This is a genomic window from uncultured Campylobacter sp. (assembly GCF_937921625.1).
GTDB lineage: Bacteria > Campylobacterota > Campylobacteria > Campylobacterales > Campylobacteraceae > Campylobacter_B.
Map to the genome: position 1 here is coordinate 1 of NZ_CAKZTI010000027.1, position 17187 is coordinate 17187.

General features: G+C 45.1%; 14 protein-coding genes. 13 read left to right on the forward strand and 1 reads right to left on the reverse strand.

The annotated features are described in order from the left end of the window. From Q0101_RS03805 to Q0101_RS03865, 13 genes are all read left to right on the forward strand, one after another. On the forward strand, window positions 1-223 hold a 223-nt coding region (locus Q0101_RS03805; protein WP_297942494.1), incomplete at its 5' end, for a hypothetical protein. 216 nt (window positions 224-439) lie between these two features. Continuing rightward, window positions 440-1651: a saccharopine dehydrogenase family protein gene (locus Q0101_RS03810; RefSeq protein WP_297942497.1), complete on the forward strand. Its 1212-nt coding sequence runs from the start codon at window positions 440-442 to the stop codon at window positions 1649-1651. Window positions 1652-2183: 532 nt separating this feature from the next. Next, window positions 2184-2831, forward strand: coding sequence for a hypothetical protein (locus Q0101_RS03815; protein WP_297942499.1), 648 nt, complete (start codon window positions 2184-2186; stop codon window positions 2829-2831). Between the two features lie 307 nt (window positions 2832-3138). After that, complete coding sequence (locus Q0101_RS03820; protein ID WP_297942501.1) at window positions 3139-3513, forward strand: hypothetical protein; 375 nt, start codon at window positions 3139-3141, stop codon at window positions 3511-3513. Window positions 3514-3761: 248 nt separating this feature from the next. Next, on the forward strand, window positions 3762-5942 hold the full coding sequence (locus Q0101_RS03825) for an STT3 domain-containing protein (protein ID WP_297942505.1): 2181 nt from the start codon (window positions 3762-3764) through the stop codon (window positions 5940-5942). Between the two features lie 257 nt (window positions 5943-6199). Continuing rightward, window positions 6200-6784 (forward strand): hypothetical protein, encoded by a 585-nt coding sequence (locus tag Q0101_RS03830; RefSeq protein WP_297942507.1) that lies wholly within the window; start codon window positions 6200-6202, stop codon window positions 6782-6784. A 355-nt stretch (window positions 6785-7139) separates the two neighbouring features. Then, window positions 7140-9422, forward strand: a complete 2283-nt coding sequence (gene metE, locus Q0101_RS03835; RefSeq protein ID WP_297942510.1) for a 5-methyltetrahydropteroyltriglutamate--homocysteine S-methyltransferase — start codon at window positions 7140-7142, stop codon at window positions 9420-9422. Between the two features lie 1501 nt (window positions 9423-10923). Then, window positions 10924-12483 (forward strand): MBOAT family O-acyltransferase, encoded by a 1560-nt coding sequence (locus Q0101_RS03840; RefSeq protein WP_297942513.1) that lies wholly within the window; start codon window positions 10924-10926, stop codon window positions 12481-12483. Further along, window positions 12484-13794, forward strand: coding sequence for a DUF459 domain-containing protein (locus Q0101_RS03845; RefSeq protein WP_297942516.1), 1311 nt, complete (start codon window positions 12484-12486; stop codon window positions 13792-13794). Next, on the forward strand, window positions 13787-14839 hold the full coding sequence (locus Q0101_RS03850) for a GDSL-type esterase/lipase family protein (RefSeq protein ID WP_297942519.1): 1053 nt from the start codon (window positions 13787-13789) through the stop codon (window positions 14837-14839). The genes Q0101_RS03845 and Q0101_RS03850 overlap by 8 nt, the downstream gene beginning before the upstream one ends. A 362-nt stretch (window positions 14840-15201) precedes the next feature. Further along, window positions 15202-15558: a metallophosphoesterase gene (locus tag Q0101_RS03855; RefSeq protein WP_297942522.1), complete on the forward strand. Its 357-nt coding sequence runs from the start codon at window positions 15202-15204 to the stop codon at window positions 15556-15558. Next, window positions 15521-15910: a hypothetical protein gene (locus Q0101_RS03860; protein WP_297942524.1), complete on the forward strand. Its 390-nt coding sequence runs from the start codon at window positions 15521-15523 to the stop codon at window positions 15908-15910. Before Q0101_RS03855 ends, Q0101_RS03860 begins: the two co-directional genes overlap by 38 nt. A 151-nt stretch (window positions 15911-16061) precedes the next feature. Further along, window positions 16062-16295, forward strand: coding sequence for a SelT/SelW/SelH family (seleno)protein (locus tag Q0101_RS03865; protein ID WP_255349569.1), 234 nt, complete (start codon window positions 16062-16064; stop codon window positions 16293-16295). Between the two features lie 257 nt (window positions 16296-16552). Here Q0101_RS03865 and efp read toward each other — a convergent pair whose 3' ends face one another. Then, window positions 16553-17119, reverse strand: coding sequence for an elongation factor P (gene efp / locus Q0101_RS03870; RefSeq protein ID WP_297942527.1), 567 nt, complete (start codon window positions 17117-17119; stop codon window positions 16553-16555). Window positions 17120-17187 lie beyond the last annotated feature (68 nt).

The window sequence follows — 17187 nt, forward strand, 5'->3', positions numbered from 1 at the left end:
GCGTCACGGGATTTTGCCCTGCTTGCTACTTTTTAAACCGCTGTTCGCTAAAGCGTTAAATTTAGCCGCGGTATGCGGTTTGCTGCGCGCCGAGGCAAGAAGCGCGATAAATTTAGCGGCGAAGCGAGCTTCAAATTTTAAATTCTCCACGCCTTGCTGCGGAACGTTAAATTTAAACAAGCGCTTAAGGCTTAAAATTTTATCGCGCGATGCAAGGCGGTAAATTTAATGTGGTAAATTTAATCTCGTGCTGCCGTCAATCGGCATGTTGCTATCTGCGTAAAATTTTAGTGCGTGCCGCTTTCGACGCTCTTGTTATGGCTGGCTTGCGCTCCGCGTCAGCTATAGCCAAACTTTATGATTAATCGCACCTCGCCTCTTAAAATTCATCTTAAATTTGCTAAAATTGCAGCTAAATTTAAAATTTAAAGGAGCCAAAATGTCAAATATCTTAATCATAGGCGCGGGCGGCGTGAGCCAAGTCGCGACCGTAAAATGTGCGATGAACGCGGACGTTTTTACAAAAATCACCCTTGCAAGCCGCACCAAAAGCAAGTGCGACGCGATCGCTAAATTTATAAAAGACCGCCTAGGCGTGCAGATCGACACTGCCCAGATCGATGCGGACGACACTGATGCGGTCGTAAATTTAATCAAAAAAACGGGCGCCGAGCTACTGCTAAACGTCGCGCTGCCGTATCAGGACCTAACGCTCATGGATGCGTGCTCTCGCGCCGGCATACCTTACATCGACACCGCAAACTACGAGCACCCCGACACCGCAAAATTTGAATACAAGCTGCAGTGGGCAAAGGACGGCGAGTTTAAAGCCGCAAACACGATGGCGCTGCTGGGAAGCGGCTTTGACCCGGGCGTGACCAACGTATTTTGCGCCTACGCACAGCAAAATCTCTTTGACGAGATCCACGAGATCGACATTCTAGACTGCAACGCGGGCGATCACGGATATCCGTTTGCGACGAATTTCAACCCTGAAATCAACCTGCGCGAAGTAAGTGCAAAGGGTCGTTACTGGGAGCGCGGCGAGTGGAAAGAAACGGGGCCGATGCAGATCATGTTTAAATGGGACTACCCAAAAGTCGGCGTCAAAGATAGCTACTTGCTCTATCACGAGGAGTTGGAAAGCCTTGTTAAAAACATCAAAGGATTAAAGCGAATTCGCTTTTTCATGACATTTGGGCAGAGCTACCTCACTCACATGAAATGCCTAGAAAACGTCGGCATGCTGCGTATCGACGAGGTCGAGCACAATGGCGTAAAGATCGTGCCGATCCAGTTTCTAAAGACGCTTTTGCCTGATCCTGCGAGCCTCGGCCCGCGCACGAAGGGCAAAACTAATATCGGCTGCGTGATCCGAGGCTTAAAAGATAGCAAAGAGCGCCAAGTCTATATCTACAACGTCTGCGATCACGAGGATTGCTACGCCGAGACGGGCGCGCAGGCCGTGAGCTACACGACTGGCGTGCCTGCGATGATCGGCTCGATGATGGTTGCAAAGGGCATCTGGAGCGGCAAGGGCGTCTTTAATATGGAAAATTTCGATGCCAAGCCTTTTATGGACGAGCTAAATAAACAGGGCTTGCCGTGGGAGATAATCGAAATGAAGCCTGGCGAGAGGTATGAAGTTTAGCTAGCGGCTTGTCTTTTTCTACTTATACTTCGTTGGTTTTAAATTTTGCTCGGTCATTACCCACTCGGTAACTCCCATCACAAAATTTAAAACCGCCTCGTCTAAGCGAAAAAATACTGCGCCTTATTTTGGTGGGTATATTTAAATAGATTTGAAATTTTCGCTCTACGACATATTGTATGTCTAGTCTTGGGACGAAATTACTTCTTCTATTCAGCTACGAGCATAGCGACGTAGAAAACATTTAAATTCATCTCACGATCTTCGCCCTATCTTTAATCGCATTCAAATTTAATTCAGCTAAGCAGTTTAGCTGCCTAGCCTACTTTTAAAAATCAAATTTCATCTCAGCTAGGCAAAAAATACTGCGCCTTATTCTGCTGCGTTTAAATTCTAATTAAATTCGCTCAGTCATGTATTTCATATACGCTCTCGTCTTCAAATTTTAATTCGTCTCAATCGGGGACAATACCGTGCGTCGAATGCTGCTTTAAATTTAGCTATAATCGCATAAAATTTTATCGGAGTAGATATGAAACGAATTTTAAAAGCGCTGATTTTTAGCATGGCATTTTCATTTCTCATTGTGGGTTGTGCTAGTAAAACCGCGCCCGTAGAGCTTGAAGGCAAGGAGCAAATTCGCGCGATCCAAAAAGAGGCAAACCGTACGGTAATGATCGATGATGCTTACGACTACGAATTTGGCAGCGATTATCGCGCGGCAAAAGCGGAATTTGAGCACCTAAAATCGCTCTATTCACATGCAGTGGAGGTAAATAGAATTTCGATCGCTACGGATGCATTTAATGAACCTCACGCAAGCGCGCTACTTTTTGAGCTGTGGCTTGACCGCGAGAGCCTGCCGCTAGCAGATCAGCTTGTGCTTTACAAGCATCCAAATTTTACGGGCTTTAAAGATCGCGAAATTTTACAATTTAGCTTCAAAATTTTAGGCGTTTCTACGCGCGTAAAAGATCGCGATCGGATCCTAAAAAAATATGCGCTTGCTAAGCCGTTAAGTTTAAACGCGATAGTATTTGTTGATAGCGGCAGGCTGAGCGAGGAAAGTGTGCGTAAAAACGGTGAGACGCAAGACGCGGTTTTAACTATGTTTAGCCCCGTCTGGATGCCAGTCGCTGCCGTAATGCAAAGTCTCGGCGCGCTATTTGATAACGAGTAAATTCTGTCAGTAAAAATTTTGATGCTCACTTGCTCTTACGTTGCAATATGAGGGCTGCGTTTTGGGCGAGTATGCCGCGAGTGATGTCTTGGATCATAGCGCTGTTTGTTTGACTGAGCGCGCTCGCGGCGTATTTTAATAAGTAAATTTTAAATTGCGGCGAAATTTTATAATTTGCCATCGAGTCCGGCTCTGTTTTAAACAGACGGGCGATTTCTTAAATTTAAACTCTAGCTAAATTTAGACCGAAATTTTTAAGTAAACTTTGCTATAATCGCCGAAATTTTGAAAAAACCGAGGAGAAAATATGAAATTGATTTACGCTGCTTGCGTGCTGGTCGCGTTTGCTTCGGCTCAGACCGAAACTGTGCAGGTGCCGGACTTTGCCAAAAGCTCGATGAAGACGCATGAGCAGGCCGAGGAAAAACTAATCGCAAATGCCCTAAAAGGCGATCTAAGCCCGCTTGCAAGCGATCTGAAGATCGATAAAACGCTAAAAGACGGCGATTCGCTTATCATTAACGGTGCGCATTATAGGACCATCGAGGGCGACAGCACGCAGTGGAAAGAGGGCGATGCCGTGCGCCTACTAAGCGGCAACAAGGACGGCAGATGCCTAAGCTCGATCATGCTTAATCTGCGCACGAAAACCGTCTGTAAATTTATGTGTGACGCGTATTAAGACGCGTAAATTTCATACCTTATAGCGCGAGCGAGATGGATTAAATTTCGGTTTGCTCGCGCCATCCGCAGTAATTTGTCGTATAAATTTCTACATCTCGCATCGCAAATCAGGTAAATTCTGCTATAATAAACGGAAATTAAACAATGTCGTTAAAGACGTAGCGCGGGCGTGATAAAACGAGTAAAATTTGTAGAGGCAAATTTTGCCTGCCGCTCGGTACTTCAAACGGCAAATCAAGGAAAAAGATGCAAAAATTTAGAATTACAAACGGCGAATGCTCGTGCATGGATATTTTTTTGATCATGACGCTGGTTTATATATTCGGCGTGGCGTGCAGGTTTTTTTGGATATATTGGGCTAGCGGGATCGAGCAGTTTTCTTTCGATGGCGAGCTCATCATGACCACAAACGACGCCTTTGCGAATGCCGAGGGCGCGCGCGATATGATAGCGGGCTTTCACCAGCCGGGCGATCTTAGCCCGTACGGCGCGTCGATCCCAACTCTGGCATTTTTACTTAGCAAAATTTTACCCGTCAGCCTAAATAGCATTACGATCTATATGAGCGTGTTTTTAGCGCCGCTGGTGGCCGTGCCGATTATTTTGATAGCAAGAGAGTATAAGATCCTGAGCGCCGGCATCATCGCGGCGCTACTTGCCACCATATTGCCGGGATATTATATGAGGACTTTAGGCGGGTATTTTGATAGCGATATGTTAAATGTTACTCTGCCGCTGCTAACGCTATGGGCTTTGATCAGGCTCATAGGGCGAAGCGAGCAGAGTAGCTTTGCTTTGCCTGCCGTTTTTACGGTGATTTATGATTGGTGGTATCCTAGCTCGTATTCTTTAAATATGGCGATTATAGTGATATTTTTAATCTATACTTTGATTTTTAATAGACGCAATGAGGCAAATTACAAAGCGATTATTCTTATGGCTGCAGCGGTCATAAAATTTGGCGCGTATTACGAAGGTGAGACAATAATCGTAAACTATATTTTATTACTTAAGATTGCACTAATTGCGTTTTTGTATTTTTTAATGATTAAAATTCCAAGCCATAAAAGCAAAAAAGCTCTTTGGATTTTGGGTACGATCGCCGTAATTACGTTCGTCATATTCGGCGGACTTACGCCCATAGCAGTGCAGCTTAAAGCATACATCTTAAAGGATGTAAGCAAAGAAGAAATTTTCTACTTCTATGGCGTTAGAAGTACGGTTAATGAGGTAGAAAACGCTAATTTCATGAAATTTGTGCTTGAATCTAGTGGGCATCTATTTATATTTATATGCGCCGTAGGAGGGCTGGCTCTACTGCTGATAAAATTCCGTTCGTTTATATTAACCTTGCCGATGATAGCGCTTGGAGTTTTAGCACTTTTCGGCGGAACTCGCTTTACAATGTACGCTACGCCGATTATAGCGCTTGGATTTGCTTATTTTATATATTTCACGCTGAATTACTTTGAAATACGCACTTGGCTTAGAAGTACTTTGTTGGCTATTTTAACCTGTTTAGCGCTAATGCCTAGCATAGATTTTATTTATAAATTCCGAGTTGCGCCTACGCTTACGAAAGACTCCATAACGCCTCTTGCAGAGCTAAAAAATAAAGCTAACAGAGAGGATTATGTGCTATCGTGGTGGGATTACGGATATTTAATCAGATATTACTCAGATGTAAAAGTAGTAGCTGATCCTGGAGGTAGACAGGCGGGAGAATACACTTTTATGAGTGCGTTTTCCTTTAATAAAGATGAGGTAAGCTCTGCTAATATGGCAAGGCTTAATGTCGAATATATACAAAAGTTGCAAGGTAAAAAATTCGATCCTAAACTGGAAGATAAATTTAAACTAAATCTATATCAAATTCAAAAAGATTATGGTAAAGTCAATATCAATAAATTCTTAAGTTCTTTAAGCGATAAGAATTTCAAGCTTCCACAGAAAACTAGGGATATATATTATTATTTTGTACCGCACATGATAGATATATTGCCCAATATTTTAAAATTTTCTACTGTAGATATAGAAACAGGTAAAGAGTCTTGGACGCCATTTATTCATGTGGGTTATGATATTAGAATGGGTAAAGATGGAGAGAGCATCATAATAAATGATGAATGCACGCTGCCTAGCGTCGATCCTGAATACCTAATCTATGACGGTAAAAGAATGCCTATTAATTCATATTATCAAGTGGGCGAAGTAAACGGCAAACTCGTAAAATTATCTAAGCAGATAGATAAAAATTCCAATCTTTACGTGATATTTTTACCGGATTATCAAAGAATTTTAATCTTAGATAAAAAGGTCTTTGAATCAGCCTTTATCCAACTTTTTGTGCTGGAAAACTATGATAAAGATCTGTTTGAGCCCGTTTATTTAAGTAATTCTGCGCGGATTTACAAGTTATTAAGATAAATTTATATCCAGAGGAATACCGCGTAAATTCTTATTACGCTATACTTTTACAAAGCATATGTCACTAAGCGATAAAAAATTTATAATGTAAATTATATACTGAGATTTAGAATTTATACTAGTTATAAATAAATTACAAAAATACTTTAAAATTTTGTCACTAAAAATCGTAAATGTTATGTATTTACTTTAAATTTAGCCTAGGTTTCGAAGCGTGTCGCTATCATTAAGATGAAATTTCACCGAAAGGAGTAAAGATGAGAAATTTAGTTGCAAAAGTGGTGTTTCTTAGCTCTTTAGCTGCAGTAAGCGCGATGGCGGAGGGACTTTTCATAGGTGGCGAGGGCGGATACAATTTCAAAAACCAAGCTGCAGGTTTTGATGACGGACAGCCGCAAATCGGCGTTAAAGCCGGATATGACTTCGGCACGTTTAGAGCTTACGGCGGGTATTTTTACGGATTTAAGGGCGAGGATTCTAGCTCGAATGCTAATTCGAAAAGAAAGGTTAAATGGAGCACGCACGATTTCGTAGCCGGTGCGGATTTTACGCCGGAGCTTTTCGGTAGATTTAAGCTCGTCCTAGGCGCTTACGCTGGGCTTTCGGTGTTAGATACTGAAGTTAAAATAGACTATAGCAATGGCGGCTGGGTTAGAGCGGACGATACGCTGGGTGGCTTCATTTTGGGCGGCAAGATAGGTACTGCGTATGAGTTTGGCTCCAATAGCGAGATTGAAATGGGCTTTAAAGCAAGCAAGGCGTGGTATAAAGACGGCGATTATATCGAAGATAACGACGGTAAAAAATACGGCGTTTACGCAGGATATAATTATAAATTCTAAGAATTTTCATATTTGAGGCATTGCGTTGCTTTCATAGAGCCTTGATGCTCAGTGGCTTTGCGGTGTGTCAGGTAAGGCTAGCTTCGTCGCAAGGCTTTACTAAGTTTTAGTAGAATCTTGCGATGAGGTTTAAATTATGATGAATTTAACGTCTTCAAATTCCATCATCAAATTTTAACTCATAGAATTTCGTCGATAAAAATTCCATTTCAGATTTTATTGGCTAAATTCCACCCCTGCGCTTTTGGATAAAATTTCGTTCATTTTCGAGATTAGATTAAAATTTTAATGACGGCAAAAGAAATTTTAGATAAAATCAACACTTTCATACCAAAATTTTACTTAAAGGATAGAGATGAAGAGTTACGTTACGGGCTTTCCGCGTATCGGAGAGCAGCGCGAGCTAAAGAAGGCTTTGGAGAGCTATTGGGCGGGCAAGTGCGATTATGACGCGCTAGAGCGGGTTGCTGCAGAGCTAAAAGATCGTCACATCAAATATCAGCTGGATGCTTGGAGCGGCCTAATTAGCGTAAACGACTTTTCATACTACGATCTGATGCTCGATACCAGCGTGCTTTTCGGCGTGATCCCACAGCGCTTTGTGGCTCTTTCGGCGCATGAGCAGTATTTTGCGATGGCGCGCGGCAGTAAAGACGCAGTCGCGATGGAGATGACGAAGTGGTTTAACACAAACTACCACTATATCGTGCCCGAGATCTCTGCATATACGGAATTTAACCTAAATCCTAGTAAAATTTTAAGCGAGTACAAGGCCGCGAAAAATAATGATTTTAAGGATTCCTGCGCGCTAAAGATAAATTTAATCGGACCTATTACCTATCTTGCGCTTAGCAAATCAAGCGACAAAAGCTATCCACTCGCGCATTTAGATGCCCTTGCCGCGAAATACGAGGAGCTGCTAAAGCTTCTTAGCGAGCTTGATAGCGAGGTTATAGTTCAGATCGACGAGCCGATTTTCGTAACGGATCGCGCGGCTGAGCTAGCGCCAAAGATCGCGCCGATCTATCAGCGCCTAAGCAAGGTCGCAAGCAACGTAAAAATCATCTTTATGACCTATTTCGAGCATGCGACCGAGGCCGTACGCGAGATAGTAAAGACCGATGTTTGGGCGATCGGGCTTGATTTTGTTTACGCAAGCGAAGAGAATATCAAAAAAGAGCTTCAAGCTTTAAAAGACGCTAAGACCGTGCTTTTCGCAGGCGTGATCGATGGGCGTAATATCTGGAAGAGCGACATCGACAAAAAGCTCGCTCAGCTCAAAGCCATCGAAGCTTACGTGCCTAAGGAGCGCATCTATGTGGGCACCTCCTGCTCGCTTTTGCACGTGCCTTTCACGCTAAAATATGAGGACAAGCTAAGCGCTGAGATTAGATCCTGGCTAAGTTTCGCGGTCGAAAAACTAAGCGAAATTTCGATTTTAACCCATCTTTTCTTTGAAATTCCGATGTGCGAGCACGGCATGAAAGCTTACGAGGAAAATCAAAAATCCGCCAAAACTCGCGAGAGCTCGCCGCTCATCCACGACGAGAAGGTCTCTGCTCGCGTGAACTCGTTAAGTAAGCTTGAGCGCACCGATCGCTACGAGGATCGCATCAAGGTGCAGAAAAAAGAGCTTGGATATGGAATTTTACCTACCACTACGATCGGCTCCTTTCCGCAGACTGCTAAGCTTCGACAAGTCCGAAATGCCTATAAAAAGGGCTTAATTGGCCGCGAAGCCTACGAGCGTGACATCAAAGCCTATATCGACGATTGCGTCAAATTCCAAGATGAGATCGGCCTAGACGTGCTGGTTCACGGCGAGCCGGAGCGTAACGATATGGTCGAGTATTTCGGCGAGCAGATGAGCGGATACGCGTTTAGTGCCAACGGCTGGGTGCAGAGCTACGGCAGCCGTTGCGTGAAGCCGCCGCTACTTTTCGGCGATGTGAGCCGCCCGAATCCGATGACGGTAGAGTGGATCAAATACGCCCAAAGCCGCACTAAAAAGATTATGAAAGGTATGCTAACGGGACCTGTTACGATGATGAACTGGAGCTTCGTGCGCGACGATAAGCCTCGTGATCAGATAGTAAAACAGCTCGCACTTGCGATTTTTGATGAAATTTCGGATCTGCAAGACGCGGGTATCAAGATCGTTCAGGTGGATGAAGCTGCGTTTAAAGAGGGCTATCCGCTTAGATCCGAAAATATCCCTGCGTATGAAAAATTTGCCGTCAGCGCCTTTAAGCTCGCCGTCAGCGCCGCAAGCGCTCACACGCAGATCCATACACATATGTGCTATTCGGAGTTTAACGACATAATCAAAACGATAGAGGCGATGGATGCCGACGTCATAAGCATCGAGACCGCTCGCAGCGGCAACGAGCTGCTTCGAGTTTTCAAATCGGTCGGCTATAAGCAAGAGGTCGGTCCGGGCGTTTACGACATCCATAGCCCGCGAATTCCTAGTGTGCAGGAGCTCGTAAGCCAGATCCGCGCGCTGCTTGAGGTGCTTCCGAAAGAGCAGCTGTGGATCAACCCGGACTGCGGTCTAAAAACCCGCAAATGGGAGGAGGTCCGCCCTAGCCTAAAAAATATGGTTGAGGCGGTAAAAATTATCCGCACGGAAGCATAAATCTAGCGCAAAAAAGACTTTGTTGCCGGGTGAAATTCCACCCGACAGCCGTTTTGCGATAGAATTATGTGGAGCGTTTATTTCGAGTATGGACCGCCAAAACAGCTGCGTGAAATTTCGCTTCGAGCGAGTATTAAAAGGGTAGTATGAAATTTCACCGCGTCTGCTTGGCAAGCATATTTGATAGCTGCTAAGTAATACGGCGATGTGAAATTTTGCGCGAGATTTACGGATTTCTCAGTTGGGCATGCGCGGGATCTTTTTAAAATGCGACGTAAAATTTCATCTCGACTGCTAGCTTGGAATTTCATCGCAACTGCTTGCTTGAGACGCAGAGCGTAAATTTCATTGCAATTGCCCTGAAAGTAGGCTGGGGCAAGTGATAAATTTTAAAATTTTAGCAATCAGCTCTTGCGCGCACAAACCTCGCCAGCCGAATAAAAAACGCTGAAATTTGCAATTTTACGCGGCGTTTCATGAACTGTTCGCGCCGCTAAATTAGAATTTCAAAACGCGAGCCCAAGCCGGTATCTTTGCGCTAGAAATTTTAAATTGCAAATTAAAATTTACATTATCTCGTTAGAATGGCTGGATTGCGAAGCAAGATTCGGCTCTGCTAGGTTAAATTTCGGCTCAAACTCAAATCTATGTAGCCGTATTGAAATTTACGGCTAATTTTGCCTAACGAGCTCGAATTTACACTGCGCTAAAACCAAGTCTAGAGCCAAAATTTTACGATGCGAAGCTTATTGATTTTACTTGCGTTTTGCGTGAAAGAGCGAAGCTGGCGCAAGGCGCATTTACGCTGCCACAAAATTAAAAGGGACTTTATGGTAGCGTAAGTTTGCAATTTGCAGTAAAAATTTAAAGCCATGATTTTGGCTTATAAGGCGCAGGCGCAGCTTTTAGATGGTTTCTATCACGCCTTAAAGTGAGATTTTACTTAGTAATTTTGCGCGGCAGATTTTAACAGGCGGAATTTTATCATCGCTGCAAAATTTAGGTTTTTAGATTTTATTTTGTAGAATTTTAGCCTCATAATTACGATGAAGTGCGGCTCATTTTATTTTGTAGGATTTTAGCGGCGTCGCGCGCTTAATTCATATGGCATGATTCCAAGGCGCTTATTTTTAAACCCTGCGGGTAGAATCTGCGAGACTGCGTTTGCGAGCTTTTGTAAGAATTTGATGGCAAACCGCTCAGCGTGTTTAAAAATTTTATTCGTGCGTCGAGCCCTCATTTGCGTTTCAAATTTTGCCATTGTGGCGGAATTTTGCTCACGTGGCAAGAGCTTGCATGCAAGCTGTCCATGAAATCTAAGGATTTGGACGCTAAATTTATTGGCGTGTTTAGCGACGCAACGCCGTGACTACCGCCATGTCTGCGCATAAAATCTCGCGTTGCAAGCGATTTAAAAAAGCTTTTTCGCTTCGTATAAATCTCACGCCGCAAGCGTCTAAAAGCCCGCAAGAGCTTTAAAAATTTAAATTGGAAAGATTGAATGACATTTTTTTCGCCCGAGTTTGTCCTTGCTTTTTTAGCGTTTTTAATCGTTTATTGGACGCTCAAAAATCATATTTTCGCGCAAAAAATCCTGATCCTGTTAGCAAGCTACGGCTTTATGTGCTCCGTAAATCCGCGCTTTGCGCTAGTGCTTGCAGCCTATAGTGCTTTCGTATATTTTGCAGGTGCGTGTATTGCGCGCGCCAATCGCGTAGTCGCGAAAGCCATACCGCCCGCAAAGCAGTCCTCGCACAAGAAAAAGCTCTCGCGTAAAGCGGCAGCCAAGCAGATGAGCGCAGCAAAACAAGCTGGCATAGCAAAGCAGGTGCAAAAAGCGGGGTTAGCGAAGCAGATTCCGTTACCAACTGCGAAGGCGCGCGCAGTGATGCTTGCGGCAGTTGCTGGCGGCTTATTTTTTCTCGTATTTTTTAAATATTACGGCTACGTCAGGGAGTTTTTCAATGCCGCGCTTGCCGCGCTGCACTTAGGTGCCGTCGATAGCGTGGCGTTTCCGCTTGGAATTTCATATTATGTTTTTATGTCAATCACCTATTTCGTCTCGGTTTATAGGCGCGAATGCGGCGAGCAGGGCTTTTTGAGCCTGGCGTGCTTTTTGGCGTTTTTCCCTAGCGTCGTGATGGGTCCTATCGGGCGCGCTAGCGCTGCCAAGGGCGTAGAGCCAGTACTGCCGCAGTTTGATCGCTTCAAGCACTTTGGCAATGCCGATGAAATTTATGTGCTTATAATTTTTGCCTTAGTTAAGATGTTGCTTATTAGCGGCTATTTGGGCGCGTATTATAGCGATGTGATTTCAGGCGTTTACGGCGACGAGCCAGAGTCTTCCGCGGCGCAAATTCTAGCTGCACTGCTACTTTATGGCGTGGTGCTTTATACGAATTTTAGCGGTTTTATCGATATGGCGCGTGCGCTTGGGCTTGCGATGGGCTTTAAGCTGCCGCAGAATTTTAATATGCCCTATGCGGCTAAGAATTTAGGCGAGTTTTGGGATCGCTGGCATATCAGTTTATCCACGTTTATACGCGATTATATTTATATCCCGCTTGGTGGCTCGCGCAAGGGTTTTACGCGCACCTGCGTAAATTTACTAATCGCGTTTGCGCTCTCGGGCATTTGGCACGGTGCGGGATTAAATTTTTTGATTTGGGGGCTTTTGCACGGAGTGGCGCTTGTATTTTTAAAATGTCTTGCCAAAGTGGGCGTAAAGCCGCTAAATCCGCATTTGGCGCTTTTTTGTACCTATATTTTTGTAAGTTTCGCTTGGATTTTTTTCGCCAATTCCCTGCCGGATGCGGCGGCAATTTTGGGTGCTTTTGCCCGCGCACGAGCTTTCGGAGATATTAGCGAGCTAGCGGTGCTTGCGGTGATTTTAGCGGGGATTTTTGTTTATCCTAAAATCTCAGCTTTTAAGGATACTTTGATCGCGCTTTTTGCCGAGCTGCCGTTTTTGCCTAAAGCTCTTGCGCTCGGCGTGATTTTCACGCTGATTTTCGCGCTGATGCCAAGCGGAATTCCAAATTTCATCTACGCAGGATTTTAGATGCTTAGGTTTGTTTCGACTCTGCTTTTTGCGTTGCTTTTCTCAGCATTTTTTATGCAAGGCTCGCTGCTTTATTATTTGGAGCAGCGATTTCACGATGACTTTGGGCTAGAAGAATGGCTGCGCCGCTCGCCGTTTCGCGTAGGCGGAGAGATCTACGAAAAGATTGCAAATGGCGCAGATAAGCTTGAGCAGCGTATCAAAGGCGAGGATATTAGCAAGGATGAGGACGCAAGTCCGCATGGCGGAAGCGAAAATTTTAAAAAGTCTACGCAAGATCGCATGGCGGAAAATCAAGCTTTGCAAAGCACGAGGGTGCGAGATCACGATGCTTCGCAAAGCGTTAAGCCGCAAGGTAGCAAGCCGCAAGCCCATGCTGCAAAGAATTCAGCTTTAAATAATTCTACGCATCATTTAAAGACGCGCGATTCTGCGCAGGAGCCTTACGCACAAAATTTCATCCCTCAAAATTCTACTTCGCAAAATTCCGTGTCACAAAGCCAGACTACAACAAGCTCTGTGCCGCACAGCTCCTCTGCGTCGCAAAATCCCGTCACGGCAAGTGCAACCTTGCAAAGCGGCGAAAATTCCGATTCTCAACTCCCTGCTTCGCAGGCTTTGGAGCAGAATTTAACGACGCAAAGCTCCGTGGAGATTGATGCTAAAATTTCGCTTAGCGACGATGGCAAAATCCGCCTAAATGCAGGCGATGAGGTACTTTTTATGGGCGATAGTCTGATGCAATACGTGGGGATGAATGCTAAGAAATTTTTCCCGAAGCGAAGCCTGAGGGTGATCGATCTTAGCAAGCAATCGACGGGGCTTGCGAGCAAGAAATCTTTCGACTGGCAAAAGACGCTCGATACTGCGCTTAGAGATAATGGCGGCGTTAAGCTCGTAGTCGTGCTTCTGGGCGCCAACGACGTCTGGGAGTACCGCGCAGGGGGTAAAACTTATGGCATTAAAACGCCGCGCTGGCGAGAGTTTTACGCCTCAAGAGTGCGCGAGATCTACGATACGGCGCACTCGCACGGCGCGGGAGTGCTGTGGCTAGCGATGCCGTGTATGCAAAAGCCGGATTTTGAGGAGAAAACGCAGCTGCTAAATCAAATATATGCCGACGCTAGTATGGCGCTTGGCGGGTATTTTATGCAAACAACCCCGCTGGTGTGCGAAAAAGGCGTCTATAAAACCTATCTGCAAAGCGGCTCCAAGCTCGTGCGCGTGCGCCAAGACGACGGCATTCATATGAGCAAAGAGGGTTGCGAAGCGGTAGCGAAAGAAATTTTATCAAGGATTGAAGTTGAGTAAATTTATAGTGATTTTATTTGCTGCATTATTAGGCGGATGCGCGGCAAACGCAGGCGTTCGCGGCATAAATTCCGCAAACGTAAAAAGCTCTGCGGGCTTTGGAGTGAAATTTTTTGGCGATTCGCATTTAGGAAGCGACGCGCTGATAGATGCTTTCAGACATGGTTTTTTCGTGCAAAACAGCGTCGGCTTCGTGCCTGCAATGATGCCTAAATATCACAAAAGCGAAAATATAGAATTTAAGCAAAGTGGCTTTAATGTGATCTCGTCTCGCACCGAGCAAGACCCCGATTTTCCACTATGCGGAGTGATTGCTACCGGCAAAAAGGGCGCTAATGTGCGACTGGAGCTAAAGCAGCTTAGCGGCGATTTTTACGTCGAAATTTTACATAAATCGGATCAGGGCGGCGAGATTTTTCGCGTGCGCGATGCAAGTGGGCTAAGCGCGTATATTTCGCAAGAAGTGCCGCAGAAATGGGAGTATTCTAAGCTGCGACTTAGATTTCCGATCGAAATTCGATCGCTGCGTGACGGAGCAGAGCTTGGAGGATATAAAATTTACCGTAAAAACGCGCGCTTTGCAGACTCTTGCGCGAGCAATGGCGCGTTTAGCAACCTCTACGAAAAATGGGGCGCAGATGCCTTTGGTAGGGATTTTTCAGGACTTAGATACAATCTCGTAGTCATCGCTTACGGCACAAACGACGCGATGGATCCGAAATTTGACGAGCAAAAATTCTACCAAAGCGTCCGTGGGCTGCTTCGCTCCGTTCGCTCCGCAGCTCCCGGTGCGAAAATCCTGCTCGTAGCGCCGCCGCGAAGCCCTAAAGTGCCAAACGCCTCACGCGCTGCGGAGGCGCTAGCGCATCTAGCGCGAGATGAAGGGGCGATGTTTTACGACATAGCCGGTCTTATGGATGAGGATGGCGGCTGGCGCGGCTGGCGCGAGCGTGGGCTGATCCGCCCTGACGAAATCCACTTGCAAAAAGAGGGCTACGAAAAAATCGGCGCAGCGCTGGCGACGAAATTGCGCGGCAGGCTTTAAAATTAATCTTTAAATTTAGGCGGCTCGCCGTAAAATTTACAAAGTTCGTCGCTAAATTTAAAATTTAGCGGTAGTAAGCAAAGCTGCGCCTACTTGGATTTCGCCGCTTAAATCTGCGCCGCGGAATTTAAATCAGAAGCTGCGGCTTTAAATTTACGCGTCGATAGGCTTGATGCCTGTGCTTTTAAAATATGTCGCCCAAATTTACGCTTTTAATTTGGATTAAATTTATGTGGTTACGGCTAGGGGCGAAAGGTCTGTGCGGTGTGCGCTGCGTAAAATTTAGCGCTTAAAATTTCATTCGCATGGGTTGCGACAAAGCGCGGCGAGCTAAATTTAAAGGGAAGCAAAAAAGGAAGCAGATGATATATCTTTGCGGCGATACGCACGGCATAAACGAGATCGGCAAAATCACGGGCAGAGCCTTTACTAGCGGGCTTAGCGCCGATGATTTCGTCATCGTGCTCGGAGATTTCGGGCTATTTTGGAGCGAGCGGATAGATGAGTTTATGGCGCGCAAAAATATAGAAAGATATTTCCCCGCTACGCTTCTTTTTATCGACGGCAATCACGAAAATTTCGATATGTTGGATCAGCTGCCACGCGAGCGAAAATTCGGCGGCACCGTGGGCGTGGGCGGCGAGAATATTTTTTGGCTACGGCGCGGCGAAATTTACGAGATTGCAGGGCGACATTTTTTGTGCTTCGGTGGCGCTTAGCGTTGATAAGGTGCATCGGATACCGGGGCTTAGCTGGTGGGCGCGCGAGATTCCGAGCGAGGAGGAGTTTGCTTGCGCGATGCAAAATGCGCGCGATTTCATCGCTGCGGGCGGACGGATCGATGCGGTGCTAAGCCACACGGCGCCGTGGTTTGCAATGAAATTTTTAAAAGAATACCTTTGGTGCGGCAAAAGCACTCCCGATAAAACGTCTGAGTATTTAGAGCGGATATTTGAGCTTGTAATGCCTGCACGGTGGTATTTCGGACACTTTCACGGCGATAAGAAATTCCATGCGCACGGCTGCGATTTTTATCTCTGCTACGATGAAATTTTAAAATTTAAGGACTAGCCTTGGGCTCACAGCAGCGAAATTTAGGGCTTTGCAAACGGCGAAATTTCGCCCAAAAATTTTAAATGCTGAGGCGCGCGAAATTGAGCCTTTATATTAAAATTTAAGCTAGATCTGCTACAATGTAGCACTTTTTTAGAAAGGAATAAAGATGAAGGTTGTAATTACTTATTGTAATTCTTGATCTTATAGACCGCAAGCTCTCCGTGTGAGAGATGAAATAACAGGCGTCTATAAGGATGCAGTTGTCGAGTTGGTCCCTGGTGGTAGCGGAGACTTTCTAGTAGAAGTTGACGGCAGAAAGCTTTTCTTTAATAAAGATTTTGCTAAGCCTCGTTTCCCAAGTGAAGGTGAAATTTTAAATCTAATTAAAGTTGCAGCCTAGCTCAAAGCCCGAAAGTGGGTCGCAAGATTTGCTTTCGGGCGTTTTTTATACTCAAATTTCATATCCGTAAATTTAATCGTAAAACCATTCTGAATTTTGCCAAAATCAGTGCTGCGTAAAGCTTAGACTAAATTATCCCGCATTTCAGTCAATTTGAAAAGTTATTTTAATCAAAATTTACGCGACGATCGCGGTTTAAATTTTAAAAGAAAGAGGAATTTTTGCGAAATCAAAATTTCGCAAAAACAGGGGGAGGATTATTTATTTGCGCGCTCGATATACTCGCCGCGGACGGTGTCAACGCGGATGACCTCACCTTCGAGCACGTGAAATGGGATCTGTACCACGGCGCCGGTCTCAAGCGTGGCGGGCTTTTTGTTGCTGCCCTGCGTATCGCCGCGGAAATTTGGCGCAGTTTCTACGATCTTAAGCTCCACCACCTGCGGAACCTCGACGCCGATCGCTTTGCCGTTGTAAAACATTATATTTACCATCATGCCATCTAGCATCCATTTTTTCGCCTCGCCCACGTCCTCGTCGCTGATCGCGATCTGTTCGTAGCTATCGGTATCCATGAACTGACACGCCTCGCCGTCGTCGTAGAGATACTGCATCTCTTTTTCCTCAAGATTCGGCGCTTCGCATTTATCGCCTGCGTGGAAGGTCTTTTCAAGCACTTTGCCGTCGATGAAAGATTTTATTTTAACGCGCACGAAAGCTGGCCCTTTGCCCGGTTTTACGTGTTGGTATTCTATGATTTTAAACGGAATTCCGTCCACCTCGATTTTTAGACCTTTTTTTAGATCGCCCATTGAATAAGCCATAAATTTCTCCTTAAATTGATAGGGCGCGATTATAACAAATTTTATTTTAAATTGATATAATTGGCGAA

Coding starts and splice junctions, on each gene's coding strand:
- Q0101_RS03810 (WP_297942497.1), top strand. CDS start 440: ATGTCAAATATCTTAATCATAGGCGCGGGCGGCGTGAGCCAAGTCGCG.
- Q0101_RS03815 (WP_297942499.1), top strand. CDS start 2,184: ATGAAACGAATTTTAAAAGCGCTGATTTTTAGCATGGCATTTTCATTT.
- Q0101_RS03820 (WP_297942501.1), top strand. CDS start 3,139: ATGAAATTGATTTACGCTGCTTGCGTGCTGGTCGCGTTTGCTTCGGCT.
- Q0101_RS03825 (WP_297942505.1), top strand. CDS start 3,762: ATGCAAAAATTTAGAATTACAAACGGCGAATGCTCGTGCATGGATATT.
- Q0101_RS03830 (WP_297942507.1), top strand. CDS start 6,200: ATGAGAAATTTAGTTGCAAAAGTGGTGTTTCTTAGCTCTTTAGCTGCA.
- metE (WP_297942510.1), top strand. CDS start 7,140: ATGAAGAGTTACGTTACGGGCTTTCCGCGTATCGGAGAGCAGCGCGAG.
- Q0101_RS03840 (WP_297942513.1), top strand. CDS start 10,924: ATGACATTTTTTTCGCCCGAGTTTGTCCTTGCTTTTTTAGCGTTTTTA.
- Q0101_RS03845 (WP_297942516.1), top strand. CDS start 12,484: ATGCTTAGGTTTGTTTCGACTCTGCTTTTTGCGTTGCTTTTCTCAGCA.
- Q0101_RS03855 (WP_297942522.1), top strand. CDS start 15,202: ATGATATATCTTTGCGGCGATACGCACGGCATAAACGAGATCGGCAAA.
- efp (WP_297942527.1), bottom strand. CDS start 17,119: ATGGCTTATTCAATGGGCGATCTAAAAAAAGGTCTAAAAATCGAGGTG.